Consider the following 15,506-nt stretch of genomic DNA (forward strand, 5'->3'; position numbering starts at 1 on the left):
CATCAGAAGTCAGTTCAGAGGTGTGTCTGCGTCACTGCCGCCGGCCGTGCGGGGGCCGCGGGCATCTGTACCGGCGCCGTTCTCGTCACCGGCACCGCTTTCCGCGTCGGCATCGATTCTGCTCCCCGCATCCGCGCCACCGTGTACCTCGGCGCCGGTGTCGGGCACGACGTCGAAACCGTTCTCCTTGCGGAAGGAGTCGTAGATCTGCAGCAGTACGTTCTTCTGCCGCTCGTTGATCGACGGATCGGCCAATATGACCGCTCGCGTCTCCAGCTCCTCCCGCTCCCGCTCGTCGAGGATCCCGGCCCGCACGTAGAGCGTCTCGGCAGAGATCCGCAGGGCCTTGGCGACCTGCTGCAGAACCTCGGCGCTCGGCTTGCGCAGGCCGCGTTCGATCTGGCTGAGATACGGATTGGACACTCCGGCGGCGTCGGCGAGCTGCCGCAGGGAGAGCTGCGCGGTACGCCGCTGCTCACGCAGGTACTCGCCGAGATTGCCGACGTTGAGTGATGCCATGGGTCGATAGTGCAACACTCTTGCTAACTATTGCAAGCGCCTGCTTGCAAAAGTGTTCGGGACCACGTGTGACCGCGCGGGCACCGTTCCGTCACGTCACCCCGCCACCCGGGCATGGAGTCGGTGTCCGGGTGGGGAGGTACAGGTATGAGCTTCCGACTTGCGGCGTACGCCGTGTGCATCGAGAACGCGCGGGTGCTGCTCGCCCACCACTTCTCAGGGAACTGGTCCCTTCCGGGCGGCATGGTCGAGCACGGGGAGGACCCGTTCGACGCGGTCATCCGGGAGGTCGCCGAGGAGACCGGCTGCGACGCCGTGGTCGAACGCCTGCTGGGCGTGGACTCAAGGGTGATCCCCGCCGCCGAACGCACCGTCCCCGGCGGACCTGACCACCAGAACGTCGGCATCTTCTACCAGGTCCGCATCACCGGCGGCCTGCTCCGGCCCGAGCCGAACGGCGAGACCACCGAGTCGGTCTGGACACCGCTTCCCGATGTCGCCGGCCTGTACCGGTCATCGCTGGTCGACATCGGCCTCGACCTGGCGCGGACCCGGCCCGCAACGGGCCACGTCTCTCCCGTCCCGGCAGGCGGGCTGATCCGGCACTGAGGCCACCAGCAGGCCCGCCCGCCTCGACCGACGCTCAGCCGGCTGCGGCGCCGAACCACTTCGGCAGCCGGCCGAGCAGGTCCTGCTGGTCCTCACCGACCCACGCCACATGGCCGTCCGGCCGCAGCAGCACCGCGGGCACCTCCAGTTCCTCGCTGACGTCGACGACGTGGTCGACCCGGTCCGCCCAGCCCGCCACCGAGAGCCGGCCGGTCTGATCGAGCAGCAGCCCGCGGCCGCCGCGCATCAGCTCGTAGAGGCGCCCCTGCTTCAGCTCCACGTCCCGCATCCGCCGGCCGAGCAGTTCGTGGCCCTCGCCGAAGTCGTAGCTGACGTCGACCGCGGTGATCATCCCGGTGACGTACCGGTTCACCTCCTCGAAGTCCATCAGCTTCGAGAACAGCTCCCGCAGCGCGGTCGCACCCGCGTCGGCCCCGAGGAGAGTGATCTGCGCGCGGGTGTTGTCCAGCACGCGGGCCCCCACCGGATGCCGTTCGGTGTGATAGCTGTCCAGCAGCCCCTCCGGGCCCCAGCCGTTGACCGCCGCGGCCAGCTTCCAGCCGAGGTTGAACGCGTCCTGCACACCGAGGTTGAGCCCCTGCCCGCCGGTCGGCGGATGGATGTGCGCCGCGTCGCCGGCCAGGAACGCCCGGCCGACCCGGTAGCGCTCGGCCTGCCGGGTGGCGTCGCCGAACCGGGACAGCCAGCGCGGCGAGTGCACACCGAAGTCCGTGCCCGCGAACGCCCGCAGCTGCTTCTTGAAGTCGTCCAGGCTCGGCTCGGTCGCGCGGTCCTCGGCCACCCCGTCGGCGGGCACGACCACGCGGCACACCCCGTTCTCGTCGGGTGGGGCGACGCCGAACCGCAGTTGGGTCCGGTGGACCTCCGCGACGGCAGCGGCAATCGTCGCCTGATCGTCGGTCACCTCCATCTCGCCGAGCAGCGTCTCGACCTTGGCGGGCTCGCCGGGGAAGCCGACGCCCAGCAGTTTCCGCACCGCACTGCGGCCGCCGTCGCACCCGACGAGGTAGCGCGAGCGCAGTTGCGTGCCGTCCGCCAGCTCGACGCTCACCCCGTCCTCGTCCTGACTCAGCCCGACCACTTCGCAGCCGCGCCGGAGGTCCGTGCCGACTTCGAGGGCGTGCTCGTTGAGCAGCCGCTCGGTGACCGGCTGCGGGGTGGCGACGCCGTACGGGTGCGCCGTGTCCAGCCGCTCGGGCCACGGCTTCGCGATGCCGCCGAAGAGACCGCCGACCTGGAACTTCTCGCTGACCGCGAGGAACCGGTCCAGCAGGCCGCGCTGATCCATCACCTCGACGCTGCGCGCGTGCAGGCCCTGGCCGCGGGACTGCTCGGTCTGCGCGGTCAGCTTCTCCAGCACGACCACGTGCACGCCGTGCAGCCGCAACTCTGCGGCCAGCATCAGGCCGGTGGGTCCGCCGCCGACCACGATCACGTCAATCATTCAGAACGCCCATTCAATTCGACTGGAGGAGAGGCACTTCGCGCGTACCTGGTTTCCGCAGGTCCTGGCCTTGGCCGGTCATTCTGCGGCAGGCCCCGGGCCTTGCCGCAAGCCCCCCGGTGCGCTATATGTTGAGAGTGGAGAGGAGTGATCAGCCTCCTTCTCCGGGGTGAGGACTCCCCCGAACCCGATCCGAAGCCCCAGGCGTACTTGGCGTGCACGGGCATCGAACTGTCCGACACACATGTCCAGTTGATGGACTCGCCGCCCGTCAGGCGGTGACGCCCCACGAACAAGGAGGTGGGGCCGGCACCGCCGGCCCCACCTCCTTGCTTCCGCGCGTCCCCGGTCAGGCGCCGACGTACTCCGCGAGGTGCTCGCCGGTGAGGGTGGTGCCGTCGGCGACGAGGTCGGCGGGCGTGCCCTCGAAGACGATCTTGCCGCCGTCGTGGCCGGCGCCCGGGCCGAGGTCGATGATCCAGTCGGCGTGCGCCATGACCGCCTGGTGGTGCTCGATGACGATCACCGACTTTCCGGAGTCGACCAGCCGGTCCAGCAGGCCGAGCAACTGCTCGACGTCGGCGAGGTGCAGGCCCGTGGTCGGCTCGTCCAGGACGTAGACGCCGCCCTTGTCACCCATGTGGGTGGCCAGCTTGAGCCGCTGCCGCTCGCCGCCGGACAGCGTGGTGAGCGGCTGGCCGAGCGTGAGGTAGCCCAGGCCGACGTCGGCGAGCCGCTCCAGGATCCTGTGCGCGGCCGGCGTCTGCGCCTCACCCGCACCGAAGAACTTCTCGGCCTCCGTCACCGACATCGCGAGCACCTCGCTGATGTCGCGGCCGCCGAGGTGGTAGTCGAGCACCGAGGCGTCGAACCGCTTGCCCTCGCAGTCCTCGCAGGTGGTGGCCACGCCGGCCATCATCGCCAGGTCCGTGTAGATGACGCCGGCGCCGTTGCACGTGGGGCAGGCACCCTCGGAGTTGGCGCTGAACAGCGCCGGCTTCACGCCGTTCTCCTTGGCGAACGCCTTGCGGATCGGTTCGAGCAGTCCGGTGTACGTCGCCGGGTTGCTGCGCCTGGAGCCCTTGATCGGGGCCTGGTCGACCGCCACCACGCCCTCGTCGGCCGGGATCGAGCCGTGCACGAGGGAGCTCTTGCCGGAACCGGCGACACCGGTGATGACGGTGAGCACGCCGAGCGGGATGTCGACGTTCACGTTCCGCAGGTTGTTCGCCTTCGCGCCGCGGATCTTCAGGGCCCCGGAGGGCTTGCGCACCGTCTCCTTCACCGAGGCCCGGTCGTCGAGGTGGCGGCCGGTGACGGTGCCGCTGGACCGCAGCCCTTCGAGGCTGCCCTCGTAACAGACGGTGCCGCCCGCCGTACCGGCGCCGGGACCGAGGTCGACGACATGGTCGGCGATCGCGATGGCCTCCGGCTTGTGCTCGACCACGAGCACGGTGTTGCCCTTGTCGCGCAGCTGCAGGAGCAGGCCGTTCATCCGCTGGATGTCGTGCGGGTGCAGCCCGATCGTCGGCTCGTCGAAGACGTACGTGATGTCCGTGAGCGAGGAGCCGAGGTGACGGATCATCTTCACGCGCTGCGCCTCGCCGCCGGACAGCGTGCCCGCCGGCCGGTCGAGCGAGAGGTAGCCGAGGCCGATCTCCACGAACGAGTCGAGGGTCTGCCGCAGCGCGAGGAGCAGCGGCGCCACCGACGGCTCCTCGATGCCGCGGACCCAGTCGGCCAGGTCCCTGATCTCCATGGCGCAGGCGTCGGCGATGCTCTTCCGCTTGATCTTCGACGAGCGGGCGCCCTCGTTGAGGCGGGTGCCGTCGCACTCGGGGCAGCTGCTGAAGGTGACCGCGCGCTCCACGAACGCCCTGATGTGCGGCTGCATCGCCTCCTTGTCCTTGGACAGGAACGACTTCTGGATCTTGGGGATCAGCCCCTCGTAGGTGAGGTTGATGCCGTTGACCTTGACCTTGACCGGCTCCCGGTAGAGGAAGTCCTGCATCTCCTTCTTGGTGAACTTGCGGATCGGCTTGTGCGGGTCGAGGAAGCCCGACTGGGCGTAGAGCCCCACGGTCCACTGGCTGTCCGACTTCCAGCCGGGGATGGTGAACGCGCCCTCCGCGAGCGACTTGGAGTCGTCGTACAGCTGGGTGAGGTCGATGTCGGAGACCTTGCCCCGGCCCTCGCAGCGCGCGCACATGCCGCCGGTGATGCTGAAGCTGCGCCGCTCCTTCACGGTCTGCCCGGCGCGCTGCACCGTGACCGCGCCCGCGCCGCTGATCGAGGCGACGTTGAAGGAGAACGCCTTGGCCGAGCCGATGTACGGCTTCCCGAGCCGGCTGAAGAGGATGCGCAGCATCGCGTTGGCGTCGGTTGCGGTGCCCACCGTGGAGCGCGGGTCGGACCCCATCCGCTGCTGGTCGACGCTGATGGCGGTCGTCAGCCCGTCGAGTACGTCGACGTCCGGCCGGGCGAGGGTCGGCATGAAGCCCTGCACGAAGGTGCTGTACGTCTCGTTGATCAGCCGCTGCGACTCCGCGGCGATCGTGCCGAACACCAGGGAGCTCTTGCCCGATCCGGAGACACCGGTGAACACCGTCAACCGACGCTTCGGGATCTCGATACTGACGTCCTGGAGGTTGTTCACGCGCGCGCCGTGCACGCGGATCAGGTCGTGGCTGTCGGCATCGTGCAGCGCGGGCGACTGCGTGTCCTTCTTCGTGGCCATGCTTATCGTCTCTCCATCTGTGAGGCGGGGCCGCCGGGCGGTCCCGGCCGGTGTCGCCCGGTTCGATCCGACCGGCTTCGAGCACGTACGTCCGGTTCTACATTCGCGGGAACTGTCGCGGCAACGGTCCGGCGTTGCTCATGCCTTGCGGGACTGGCTGAAGCGGATCATGTTCCCCGCCGGGTCGCGGAAGGCGCAGTCGCGGACGCCGTACGGCTGGTCGATCGGCTCCTGCAGCACCTCCCCGCCCGCTGCCCTGATGCTTTCGAAGGTGGTGTCGCAGTCGTCGGTGGAGAAGATCACGCCGCGCAGGTTGCCCTTGGCCAGCAGTTCGGCCATCGCCTTCCTGTCGGCCTCCGAGGCGTTGGGGTCGGCGAGCGGCGGTTCGAGGACGATCTCCACGTCGGGCTGCGTGGGCGAGCCGACGGTCACCCAGCGCATTCCCTCGAAGGCGACGTCGTTGCGCACCTCCAGGCGGAGGGCGTCGCGGTAGAAGGCGAGCGCCTTGTCGTGGTCGTCGACGGCGATGAAGCACTGCGAGAGGTTGATGTTCATGGCTTCGACGCTACGAGTCGGCGGCGGGATTCGCTTCTCCGTTCCTGACCGGTCTCGTGATGATCTTGGCGACGCACGCCGGGATCGCGGCGCCGGCCTCGTGGGGCCGGGCCCGGTAGGCGCTGGGGCTCTCACCGACCAGCTCCGTGAAGCGCGAGCTGAACGACCCGAGCGAGGTACATCCGACCGCGAAGCAGACGTCCGTGACGCTGAGGTCGCCCCGCCGCAGCAGCGCCTTCGCCCGCTCGACGCGGCGGGTCATCAGGTAGCTGTAGGGCGTCTCCCCGAAGGCGGCGCGGAAACTGCGGGAGAAGTGTCCGGGCGACATGAGAGCGACGTTCGCCAGCGCCGGGACATCCAGCGGCTGCGCGTAGTCGCGGTCCATCATGTCCCGGACGCGGCGCAGCCGTACCAGGTCGGCCAGGGGGGTCATGCCCACCAGCATGGCACGGCGGATGTGCCCCGTCCCGGCGATCGTCACTCCTGGACGGAGTTCTGCCGACAGACGATCCGAGGGCACCGCGCGCCGTTCCACGTCCTGGGTAGGCTCCGCCCATGAGTGAGCTCCTGCCGCTCCTGGTCCTCGCGGGCGCAGTCGCCGGGGTCATGGGTTTCTTCACGTGGCTGGCGTCCCGCGTCCGTCGCCGCGGTGTCGCCGGCGCGGCGATCAGTGCCGCCATGGCCTCGTACGACGAGGCGTTCAGGGTGACCGCTCATGACGCCCACTACGAGATCCAGGCGCAGGCGGAGCGCAAGGTGCCCGTCCTGTCGCCCGGCAGTCCGTGGGGGCGCAGGCGTGGCGAGGGTCCGGGCGACGGCGGTCCGCAGGCGTCACCGGCGCGGCCCCGCCGCCCGCGGCGCGGGATCCGCCGCCGCGTCGGACGTCTGTGGCGGGGCCGCTGAACCGGGTCCGCCCCGTCGGACCGGTGGGAAAACAGCTCGAACGCGCCGGACCGAGCGCCTACGCTGCCCCCATGCCCCATGGGAAGACCGCGTACGTGTGCCTGCCGTGCCGGGCTTCGTACAAGCAGCCTTACGACAGGGACCGGGAGCGCGTCTGTCCGCGCTGCGCCGGGACGCTGATCCACGTCGGGTCCGCCTTCGCGCCGCCGCGACGACGGGACATCGCGGCGTGGCGTGCGCTCTCGGTGCTCCTGAACGCGGGGATCCGCTTCCACAAGAGCTGTTGCGGCGGCCCCGGCTACCGCCCGCGCACCCTGCGCGAGGTGAAGGAGCGGGTGGCGTACGCGGAGGCCACCGGAGAGCCCTTCGCCCGTGCCCTTCTCCGAGGGGCGATTCCCTAGCCGGGGTTCCGGAGGACCTGGGTGCGTCTCTTCCGGACGATCCGCCACGGACCGAATTGTTACGCTGGCTGACATGACCGCCATGACGCCCGCCCGCACCGCACCCGACCTCTCCTTCCTCCTCGACCACACCAGCCACGTCCTGCGGACCCGGATGGCCGCCGCCCTCGCCGAGATCGGGCTCACGGCACGGATGCACTGCGTCCTGGTCCACGCGCTGGAGGGGGAGCGCACCCAGATCCAGCTCGCGGAGATCGGCGACATGGACAAGACCACGATGGTGGTGACGGTGGACGCCCTGGAGAGCGCGGGGCTCGCCGAGCGGCGGCCGTCCAGCCGCGACCGGCGGGCCCGGATCATCGCCGTCACCGAGGAGGGCGCCCGGCTCGCCGAGCGGAGTCAGCAGATCGTCGACCAGGTGCACAAGGACGCCCTGTCGACACTGCCCGACAGCGACCGCGACGTGCTGCTGCGCGCCCTGAACCAGCTGGCCGAGGAGCACCTGGCCACCCCCGTCGAGAACCCCCGCCCGGTCCGGCGCGCCCGCCAGGGCCAGAGTTAGCCGCAGCTGGTAGGGCCGTTAAATATAGTCTGCAACAAAACCATCTGCTACGGTCATTCCTGTCGACCCGTTCCGACAGGAGAAGACCGATGTCCGTGACTGCGCCCCTTCCGCCGTGCGACACCGCCGGGCCCACCGCCCGCACCCGCAAGCTGGCCCTCGGAGTGATCGCCTCCGGGATGCTGATGATGACCCTTGACGGCTCCATCGTGACCGTGGCGATGCCCGCCATCCAGCGCGACCTCGGATTCACCCCCGCCGGCCTCAGCTGGGTGGTCAACGCCTATCTGATCGGGTTCGGCAGCCTGCTCCTGCTGGCCGGCAGGCTCGGCGATCTGATCGGCCGCAAGCGCATGTTCGTCGCCGGGACCGTCGTCTTCACCGCGGCCTCCCTGCTGGCCGGCGCGGCAGCGACCCCCGAGATACTGATCGCCGCCCGGTTCCTGCAGGGGGTCGGCAGCGCGATGGCCTCCGCCGTAGGCCTCGGCATCCTCGTGACCCTGTTCACCGAGCAACGGGAACGCGCCGGAGCCATCGCCGTGTTCTCCTTCACCGGGGCGGCGGGCGCCTCGATCGGGCAGGTGCTCGGCGGCGGCCTCACCGACGCGCTCGCCTGGAACTGGATCTTCTTCATCAACCTGCCGATCGGCATCGCGGCCCTCCTGATCGCCCGCCGCGTCCTGCCCGCCGACCGCGGCATCGGCCTCTCCGCCGGCGCCGACGTCCTGGGCGCGGCCCTCGTCACCGCAGGTCTGATGCTCGGCATCTACACCGTGGTCAAGGTCGAGGAGTACGGCTGGAGCTCCGCGCCCACGCTCGGCCTCGGCGCACTCACCCTCGTACTCCTCGTCGGGTTCGTCGTCCGCCAGGCCACCGCCCGGACGCCGCTCATGCCCCTGCGGATCTTCCGGTCCCGCAGTGTGGCCGGGGCCAATCTGGTCCAGGTCCTCATGGTGGCCGCCCTGTTCTCGTTCCAGATCCTCGTCGCGCTCTTCCTGCAGAACGTGCTCGGGTACGGCGCCGCCGAGACCGGTCTCGCCATGCTTCCGGCCGCCGCCGTCATCGGAGCCGTATCGCTGGGCGTCTCGGCGCGGCTGAACGCCCGGTTCGGTGAACGCGCCGTCCTGCTGGCCGGGATCCTGCTGCTGATCGGCGCCCTCGGGCTCCTCACCCGGATTCCCGTACAGGCGCAGTACGTGACCGATCTGCTCCCCGTGATGCTCCTGGCCGCAGGCTTCGGGCTCGCCCTCCCGGCGCTGACGGCGCTCGGCATGTCCGGTGCGGGGGACGACGACGCCGGGCTCGCCTCGGGTGTCTTCAACACCACGCAGCAGATCGGCATGGCCATCGGCGTCGCGGTGCTGTCCACCCTCGCGGCGGGCCGCAGTGAGCGTCTGCTGGCCCAAGGCCACAGCAGGGCCGACGCGCTGACCAGTGGTTACCAGCTGGCCTTCACCGTCGGTACGGGCCTGCTCGTCGCCGCCTTCGCCCTCGCGCTCCTCGTCCTGCGCCCCGCAGCCGGCTCCGCCCGTTCCTGAAAGTCCGAAAGGTCGTCCCATGAACACAGTCGAGACATCGAAGCCGAAGAGCGGCCCCGCGCCCCGCGTCCTCACCGACGAGGAGCTCTCCCGAATCCTGCGGGAGCAGCCGTTCGGCGTGCTCGCCGCCGTCCGCGGCACCGGGCACCCGCACCTGTCGACGGTGCTGTACCGCTGGAACGGCGAGGACCGCACGGTACGCGTCTCCACCACAGCCGACCGACTGAAGGCGCGCATGCTGCGCCGGGATCCGCACGCCTCGCTGCACGTCCGGGGCGGCGACGACTGGTCGTTCGCGGTGGCCGAGGGCGAGGCGGAGGTGTCGCAGGAGTCCGTTGTGGCCGGTGACGCGATCGGCCGTGAACTACTCTCCCTGACGCCGGGTTTCGACGACCCGGCGGACGAGGCCGCCTTCCTGGCGCAGGCCGTGGAGGAGCGCCGTGTGGTGATCCGCCTCCGGGTCTCCCGCCTGTACGGAACGGCCCTGGACATACCCGCGGCGGAATGAGACAGGCCATGCAGGTGCCCGGAAAGTACGTGCTGTTCGATGTCGACGGCACCCTGATCGACGCGCTCGACAACCAGCGCAGGGTCTGGAGCACATGGGCGCTGCGACACGGCCTCGACCCCGACGAGGTCTACCGGACGGCGCTGCGCACACGACCCATGGAGACCTTCGCCGAGGTCGCCCCCGACCGGGATCCGCACGCCTGCCTGGACCTCCTGCACGAACTGGAGGACGAGGACGTCCGTACCGGCGACTACACGGCGTTCGACGGCGCCGCGGCACTGCTGGCCGCCCTTCCCGCCGGCTCCTGGGCGCTGGTCACGTCCAACTACGAGCACCGGGTCCGCGGCCGGTTCGCCCGCACGGGGCTGCCGGTGCCCGAGGTGGTCGTGGACGCCGCGTCGGTGGAGGAGGGCAAGCCGTCCCCGGTGCCGTACCTGCTGGCGGCCGAGCGGCTCGGAGCCAGGCCGGAGGACTGCCTGGTGATCGAGGACGCCCCGTCCGGGGTGCGTGCCGGGCTGCGGGCCGGGATGACGGTGTGGTCGGTGAACGCCCCGGCCGCTGCGGTCACGCAGGCCGGTGCGCACCGGCGCTTCGCCGCACTGGGCGATGCGGTACGCGACATCCTCGCGTTCGCCTCCGCGTCCACCACCGCCACGCAGGAACCGGCCGACCGGCCCTGTGACGCGGTGCTGTGCGACCTCGACAACGTCATCCGCTTCTACGACACGACGCACCTGGCCTCGCTGGAACGGGCGGCGGGACTCCCGGAAGGCGCCACCGAGGAGGTCGCGTACGCCCCGGAGACCGACCTCCCGCTGCTCCTGGGCCGGATATCCCCGGACGAGTGGGTCGAGGCCATCGTGTCCGGCCTCGCCGGGCGGGTGGACGAGGTCCGGGCACGCGAGCTGGGCCGGGCGCTCGCCCGGGCGCCGTTCCGGGCGGACGAGGAGGTGGTGGCCGTGCTGCGACGGGTCAGGGCCCGGGTGCCGCTCGTCCTGGTCACCAACGCGACCCTCCAACTGGAGGACGACCTTGCCGCGTTGGGGATCGGCGACCTGGCCGACCATGTCGTCAGCAGCGCCGTGGAGGGCGTCGCGAAGCCCGACCCGGAGATCTACCGGATCGCCGCCGCACGCGCGGGGGTGCCACTGGACCGGTGCCTCTTCGTGGACGACCGCCAGGAGAACGTCGACGCGGCCGTCGCCCTCGGGATGAAGGGCGTGCTCTTCCGCGAACCGGCGGATCTGCACGGCCCGTTCGGGTTCGCTCTCACCCCGGCGGACGCGTGAGCGAGGGGCACCCCGTCAACGGCTGACCTGCTCCAGCCCCGTCCTCAGCTGGACGAAGGCGTTCTCGGCCGCCGCCACCGCGCCCCCGTACACCTGACCGGCGCTCTCCCCGGCGTCGATCCGCCGCCAGTTCCCCTCGGCGAGGATCCTCAGGACGGCGACGATCTGCCCCGCCGCGAGCCGCGCCGGCATCCCGTTGCCCAGGGCGCGCGCGAGCGCCTTCTCGGAGCGCCCCCGGTACGCGTGCAGCCGGGCGACGAGGGACGGCGTGCCGTACAGCAGCCGGTGGAACGCCAGGACCGCCGGGGTGTCGCAGAGCCCCGTGACCGGGTCGCGCCGGTCGAGACCGTCCAGGTGGTGGCGGCGCAGCGCTGCCAGGGGCGATTCGCCGGAGGCCCTGGCGGAGACCACCCGGGCCGCCTCGTCCTCGTGCTCGGCGTACCGGTGCAGCACCAGGTCCTCCTTGGCCGGGAAGTACCGGAACAGCGTCGGCTTGGAGATGTCGGCCGCAGCCGCCACCTCGGCCACGGAGACCTTGCCGAAGCCCCGCTCCAGGAATATCCCGATCGCGGCATCGGAGACCGCCTTGCAGGTCAGCTGCTTCTTGCGCTCGCGCAGACCTGTCGGCGCGAGCGCCGCCGGGCCGGTCTTCTCTCCGCTCATGACCATGAAGCGTACGCCCCCGACCTCAACCGGACTTGATGTCCTGGCCCCCGGTGCGCTGCTGCCGGATCAGTGCCTCGGTCCCGTCGAGCAGCCGTGCGAGTCCGAACACGAACTCGTAGTCGGGGTCGTCCGGCTCGCTCATGACACCGCTGCCCATCAGCCGGGTGAGCGCGGGATGCCGTACGGGATCGACCAGCCGGCCCATGGTCCGCTCCCACCGCGCCATCACCTCGTCTGCGGGCACGCCCTTCGCCGCGACGGCCGCGGCGATATCGCTCATCAGCAGCGCCTCGTTCCGTACGAAACCGGAGACGAGGAGGATGGTGGAGATCTTGTCGCCCTCGCTCAGCCCGCTGCCCTCCAGCGCCTGGAGGCCCTGCTCCCACCAGGCCACCGAGTTCGGGCTGGCGGGCGGGCCCGAGATCGGCATGCGCAGCGCCCACAGGCTGCGGTGGAACATCTCCCGCTGGGCCCACGCCCACTGGCCGATCGCCTCCCGCCAGCCCTCCCCGGCCTCCAGGGCGGGCAGCGGCGGGGGCTCGCCCATGGCCGCCTCCTGCATCAGGAGGTACAGCTCCTCCTTCGCGGAGACGTACCGGTAGAGCGACATCGTGGACGCGCCGAGGTCCTTGGCGACCCGTCCCATCGAGACGGCCGCGAGCCCTTCCGAGGCCGCCACGGCCACGGCCGCGGCAACGATGCGCTCCAGGGTCAGCCCGGGCTTCGGCCCCTTGACCGGGCGGTCCCGCAGACCCCAGGCGGCCTCGATGCTGGCCGGGAGGCCCGTGCCGCCCGATGCGCCGTTCTTCTCCGTCACCCGAAGCCGCCTCTCCCAGTCCTGCCTTGACCTTCATCCTAGGTTTGCGTAATGCTTACGCAGTAACGCGTATGTCATACGCAGAAGAGGAGACTCCCATGCCCGGCGCAATGATCGAGGCCCACGGCCTCACGAAGTCCTACGGAAGACCGGCGGCCCGGGTCCGCGTCCTGGACGGCATCGACCTCCAGGTCGCCCGCGCCTCCGTCCTCGCCCTGCTCGGCCCCAACGGCGCGGGCAAGACCACGGCCGTACGCATCCTCGCCACCCTCACCACCGCCGACTCCGGTACGGCACGCGTCGCCGGGTACGACGTCGTCGCCGACCGGAGCCGGGTGCGCCGCGCGATCAGCCTCACCGGGCAGTTCGCCTCCGTCGACGAGACCCAGACCGGTGAGGAGAACCTGCGGATGACGGCGAGGCTGGCAGGCCTCTCGCGCAAGCAGGCCGAGCGGCGGGCCGAGGAACTCCTCGTCCGCTTCGGCCTCACCGACGCCGCCCGCCGTCTGGCCCGTACGTACTCCGGGGGCATGCGGCGGCGCCTCGACCTCGCGGCGGGACTCGTCGGCTCGCCCGAGCCCGGCGTCTTCTTCCTCGACGAGCCCACCACCGGTCTCGACCCGCGCAGCCGCCGGGAGCTCTGGCAGGTCGTCGGCGACCTCGCGACCCGGGGCGCCGCGGTGCTGCTCACCACCCAGTACCTGGAGGAGGCCGACAAGCTGGCCGACCGCATCGCCGTACTGGACAAGGGCCGGATCGTCGCCGAAGGCACCCCGGACACACTGAAGTCGCACACCTCCGGCCACCGCCTCGACGTGGTCCTCACCAGCCGCGAGGCCTACCTCCGGCTCGCCACCGGCGCCGTCCACCACTCCCCCGGGACGCTGACCCTGGGCCTGCCCACCGACGGCACGGCAGCCCATGTACGCGCCCTGCTCGACGAGATCGACCCGCACCGCACGGACGTGGACCGCTTCTCCGTGCACAGCGCGACCCTCGACGACGTGTTCCTGGCCCTCACCGCACAGACCACGGAGGCACCGGCCCATGTCTGACACACCCGGAGTCCTGACCCACGCCGCCGTCATGACCGGCCGCAGCCTGCGCATCAGCCGCCGCAACGTCGACGCCGTCATCACCTCGATGATGCTGCCGATCATGCTGATGCTGATCTTCGTCTACTTCTTCGGCGGCGCGATCGACACGGGCCCCGCCTACGACTCGTACGTCATGTACGTCGTCCCCGGAGTCCTGCTCCTGTGCGCGGGATTCGGCGCCTCCACCACGGCGGTCGCCGTGAGCGAGGACATGAAGGGCGGCATCATCGACCGCTTCCGCTCCCTGGACGTCGGCGGTACGCCGGTGCTCGCCGGGCACGTCGTGGCAAGCACCGTACGCAATCTGGTCTCCACCACCCTGGTCTTCGGCGTCGCCGTCCTGATCGGTTTCCGCCCGGCGGCCACCCCGGCCGGCTGGGCGGCCGTCGCCGCGGTGCTCCTCGCCTACATCACGGCGCTGTCCTGGATCTCCGCGGCCATCGGAATGCTCGCCAGAACCCCGGAAGCGGCCGGCGGGTTCACCTTCTTCATGTCGTTCCTGCCGTACCCGAGCAGCGCGTTCGTCCCGGTCGACAGCATGCCGGGCTGGCTCCACGGCTTCGCCGACCACCAGCCGATCACCCCGGCCATCGAATCGCTGCGCGGCCTCCTGCTGAACCAGCCGGTGGGCAACACCCCGTGGATCGCGCTCGCGTGGGCGACGGGAATCCTGGTGCTGGCGGTGGGGCTCTCGGGGGTGCTGTTCAGGGTGCGGACACGGTGACGGCGGGGGGCGACCCGAACCACTGCTCGTAGGCATCCATGACCTGCCGGTGCGTGGGGGCGGCCTGCGGCCCGAACAGCGGCTGCGCGGCCGCCAACGCCTGCCGGACCTGTTCGGCCACACCCGGGAGCAGGTGCCGGTTCGGCCCGCCCGCCGGCTCCTCCAGCACGAGCGCTCCCCGGATGACATCCGTGTACACCGACTGGGCCCGCTTGTAGTCGAGCAGCACGGGCAGATCCCGCCGCCAACCCGAAGTGGCGTCCGGCCGGGCCCCTTCGACCGCCGCCTCCCAGATCCCGCAGATCTCCTCCCGCTCCTCGTCCGCGTAGCGCATCAGGTGCAGATGCGTCGCCAGGTCGTAGAGCGGGTCGCCGATCATGGCGAGTTCCCAGTCGATGGTCCACAGGTCACCGCGGAGATCGACGATGAAGTTCGCCCGGTGCAGATCACCGTGGACGAGCACGAAGGGCCGGGACGTCAGCCCCCGCGCCCGGGGCTTCAGCCCTTCCAGGGCGGCGTCACTCACACCCAGCCGGTCGAACAGCGCGTGGTACGGGGCGCCGTGCTCCCGGTAGACCCGCTCCTGGGTGAACGCGATCAGGCTGACCAGGAAACCCGCACAGTCGCCTTCCTCGGGCCGGTCCTCGGGCCGGCAGATCCGCCCGATGTCGATCTCGTCCGTCTTGACCGCTGCCAACTCTCCAAAAAGTTGGCCGAGTTGGTCGCGATGCCGGTCGGAGAGCGGCCCGCTGGGCAGCACCCCCTGGCCCAGCGTGCTTCCCTCGATGAAGACCTGCAGCCGGGCCGCGCCGGCCTCGATGATTTCCGGAATCCTCCGCACTCGCCCCTGCAGGGCCCGCAGGAGGAGCTCCTCGGACCGGAAGCACCGGCGGTCGTACCAGAACAGCCCTGGACGCGGCTCCCGCACCTTGCCTCGCCTGGGCCGCACACCCGGGTCGCCGCCGGGCGGAAGCGGAATGACGTAGGTCTCGTGGTGGTATCCCTGGAGCGGGCCCTCGATCGCCCTGTCGCCGTAGTCCAGCCCGGCTCTCTCCGCCGCCGTCCGGCGGACCTCGGACACTGCGTCGACTGTCATGGATGGCGGCCTCGTGG

Annotated in this window: 17 protein-coding genes and 1 pseudogene; 10 read left to right on the top strand and 8 right to left on the bottom strand. The window is 70.8% G+C overall.

All coding sequences use genetic code 11. The features are described from left to right. Positions 1 to 9: 9 nt before the first annotated feature. Complete coding sequence (locus tag OG257_RS17910) at positions 10 to 519, bottom strand: helix-turn-helix domain-containing protein (RefSeq protein ID WP_329208716.1); 510 nt, start codon at positions 517 to 519, stop codon at positions 10 to 12. 147 nt (positions 520 to 666) lie between these two features. Between OG257_RS17910 and OG257_RS17915 the strand changes: the two genes are divergently transcribed. Continuing rightward, positions 667 to 1,128, top strand: a complete 462-nt coding sequence (locus OG257_RS17915) for an NUDIX hydrolase (protein ID WP_329208717.1) — start codon at positions 667 to 669, stop codon at positions 1,126 to 1,128. A 34-nt stretch (positions 1,129 to 1,162) separates the two neighbouring features. Here OG257_RS17915 and rox read toward each other — a convergent pair whose 3' ends face one another. From rox to OG257_RS17935, 4 genes are all read right to left on the bottom strand, one after another. Further along, complete coding sequence (rox, locus tag OG257_RS17920; protein WP_329208718.1) at positions 1,163 to 2,593, bottom strand: rifampin monooxygenase; 1,431 nt, start codon at positions 2,591 to 2,593, stop codon at positions 1,163 to 1,165. Between the two features lie 349 nt (positions 2,594 to 2,942). After that, the gene (locus tag OG257_RS17925; RefSeq protein ID WP_329208719.1) at positions 2,943 to 5,330 is read right to left on the bottom strand and encodes an excinuclease ABC subunit UvrA; all 2,388 of its coding nucleotides are present in this window, start codon (positions 5,328 to 5,330) and stop codon (positions 2,943 to 2,945) included. 138 nt (positions 5,331 to 5,468) lie between these two features. Next, positions 5,469 to 5,885 carry a VOC family protein gene (locus OG257_RS17930; protein WP_329208720.1) on the bottom strand — a complete coding sequence of 139 codons (417 nt, stop codon included), beginning with the start codon at positions 5,883 to 5,885 and terminating at the stop codon, positions 5,469 to 5,471. A 10-nt stretch (positions 5,886 to 5,895) separates the two neighbouring features. Then, positions 5,896 to 6,318 (bottom strand): helix-turn-helix transcriptional regulator, encoded by a 423-nt coding sequence (locus OG257_RS17935; protein ID WP_329208721.1) that lies wholly within the window; start codon positions 6,316 to 6,318, stop codon positions 5,896 to 5,898. 122 nt (positions 6,319 to 6,440) lie between these two features. Between OG257_RS17935 and OG257_RS17940 the strand changes: the two genes are divergently transcribed. The 7 genes and pseudogenes from OG257_RS17940 (at position 6,441) to OG257_RS17970 (ending at position 11,089) form a co-directional block, all read left to right on the top strand. After that, on the top strand, positions 6,441 to 6,788 hold the full coding sequence (locus tag OG257_RS17940) for a hypothetical protein (protein ID WP_329208722.1): 348 nt from the start codon (positions 6,441 to 6,443) through the stop codon (positions 6,786 to 6,788). 71 nt (positions 6,789 to 6,859) lie between these two features. Then, the gene (locus OG257_RS17945) at positions 6,860 to 7,189 is read left to right on the top strand and encodes a deoxyxylulose-5-phosphate synthase (RefSeq protein ID WP_329208723.1); all 330 of its coding nucleotides are present in this window, start codon (positions 6,860 to 6,862) and stop codon (positions 7,187 to 7,189) included. Positions 7,190 to 7,262: 73 nt separating this feature from the next. Continuing rightward, positions 7,263 to 7,751, top strand: a complete 489-nt coding sequence (locus tag OG257_RS17950) for a MarR family winged helix-turn-helix transcriptional regulator (protein WP_329208724.1) — start codon at positions 7,263 to 7,265, stop codon at positions 7,749 to 7,751. 89 nt (positions 7,752 to 7,840) lie between these two features. After that, positions 7,841 to 9,289, top strand: a complete 1,449-nt coding sequence (locus tag OG257_RS17955; protein ID WP_329208725.1) for an MFS transporter — start codon at positions 7,841 to 7,843, stop codon at positions 9,287 to 9,289. 19 nt (positions 9,290 to 9,308) lie between these two features. Beyond that, positions 9,309 to 9,797 carry a TIGR03618 family F420-dependent PPOX class oxidoreductase gene (locus OG257_RS17960; RefSeq protein WP_329208726.1) on the top strand — a complete coding sequence of 163 codons (489 nt, stop codon included), beginning with the start codon at positions 9,309 to 9,311 and terminating at the stop codon, positions 9,795 to 9,797. Continuing rightward, positions 9,794 to 10,444: pseudogene (locus OG257_RS17965) on the top strand (HAD family hydrolase); the annotation flags it as partial. The gene OG257_RS17960 and the pseudogene OG257_RS17965, both read left to right, overlap by 4 nt. Positions 10,445 to 10,486: 42 nt before the next feature. Then, entirely contained in the window at positions 10,487 to 11,089 is a 603-nt protein-coding gene (locus OG257_RS17970; RefSeq protein WP_329215164.1) for an HAD family hydrolase, read from the top strand. A gap of 15 nt (positions 11,090 to 11,104) precedes the next feature. Here the strand turns inward: OG257_RS17970 and OG257_RS17975 are convergent, their stop codons facing one another. Then, positions 11,105 to 11,758 carry a TetR/AcrR family transcriptional regulator gene (locus OG257_RS17975; protein WP_329208727.1) on the bottom strand — a complete coding sequence of 218 codons (654 nt, stop codon included), beginning with the start codon at positions 11,756 to 11,758 and terminating at the stop codon, positions 11,105 to 11,107. Positions 11,759 to 11,777: 19 nt separating this feature from the next. After that, positions 11,778 to 12,572 (bottom strand): TetR/AcrR family transcriptional regulator, encoded by a 795-nt coding sequence (locus OG257_RS17980; protein WP_329208728.1) that lies wholly within the window; start codon positions 12,570 to 12,572, stop codon positions 11,778 to 11,780. 98 nt (positions 12,573 to 12,670) lie between these two features. Between OG257_RS17980 and OG257_RS17985 the strand changes: the two genes are divergently transcribed. Together OG257_RS17985 and OG257_RS17990 are read left to right on the top strand one after the other, a co-directional pair. Continuing rightward, positions 12,671 to 13,627, top strand: coding sequence for an ATP-binding cassette domain-containing protein (locus OG257_RS17985; protein WP_329208729.1), 957 nt, complete (start codon positions 12,671 to 12,673; stop codon positions 13,625 to 13,627). Beyond that, entirely contained in the window at positions 13,620 to 14,393 is a 774-nt protein-coding gene (locus OG257_RS17990; protein ID WP_329208730.1) for an ABC transporter permease, read from the top strand. Before OG257_RS17985 ends, OG257_RS17990 begins: the two co-directional genes overlap by 8 nt. Here the strand turns inward: OG257_RS17990 and OG257_RS17995 are convergent. After that, a complete protein-coding gene (locus OG257_RS17995; RefSeq protein ID WP_329208731.1) occupies positions 14,374 to 15,489 on the bottom strand; it encodes a phosphotransferase in 1,116 nt (371 codons plus the stop codon). The genes OG257_RS17990 and OG257_RS17995 overlap by 20 nt on opposite strands. Positions 15,490 to 15,506: the final 17 nt, after the last annotated feature.

Source organism: Streptomyces sp. NBC_00683 (assembly GCF_036226745.1).
Classification (GTDB): Bacteria; Actinomycetota; Actinomycetes; order Streptomycetales; family Streptomycetaceae; genus Streptomyces.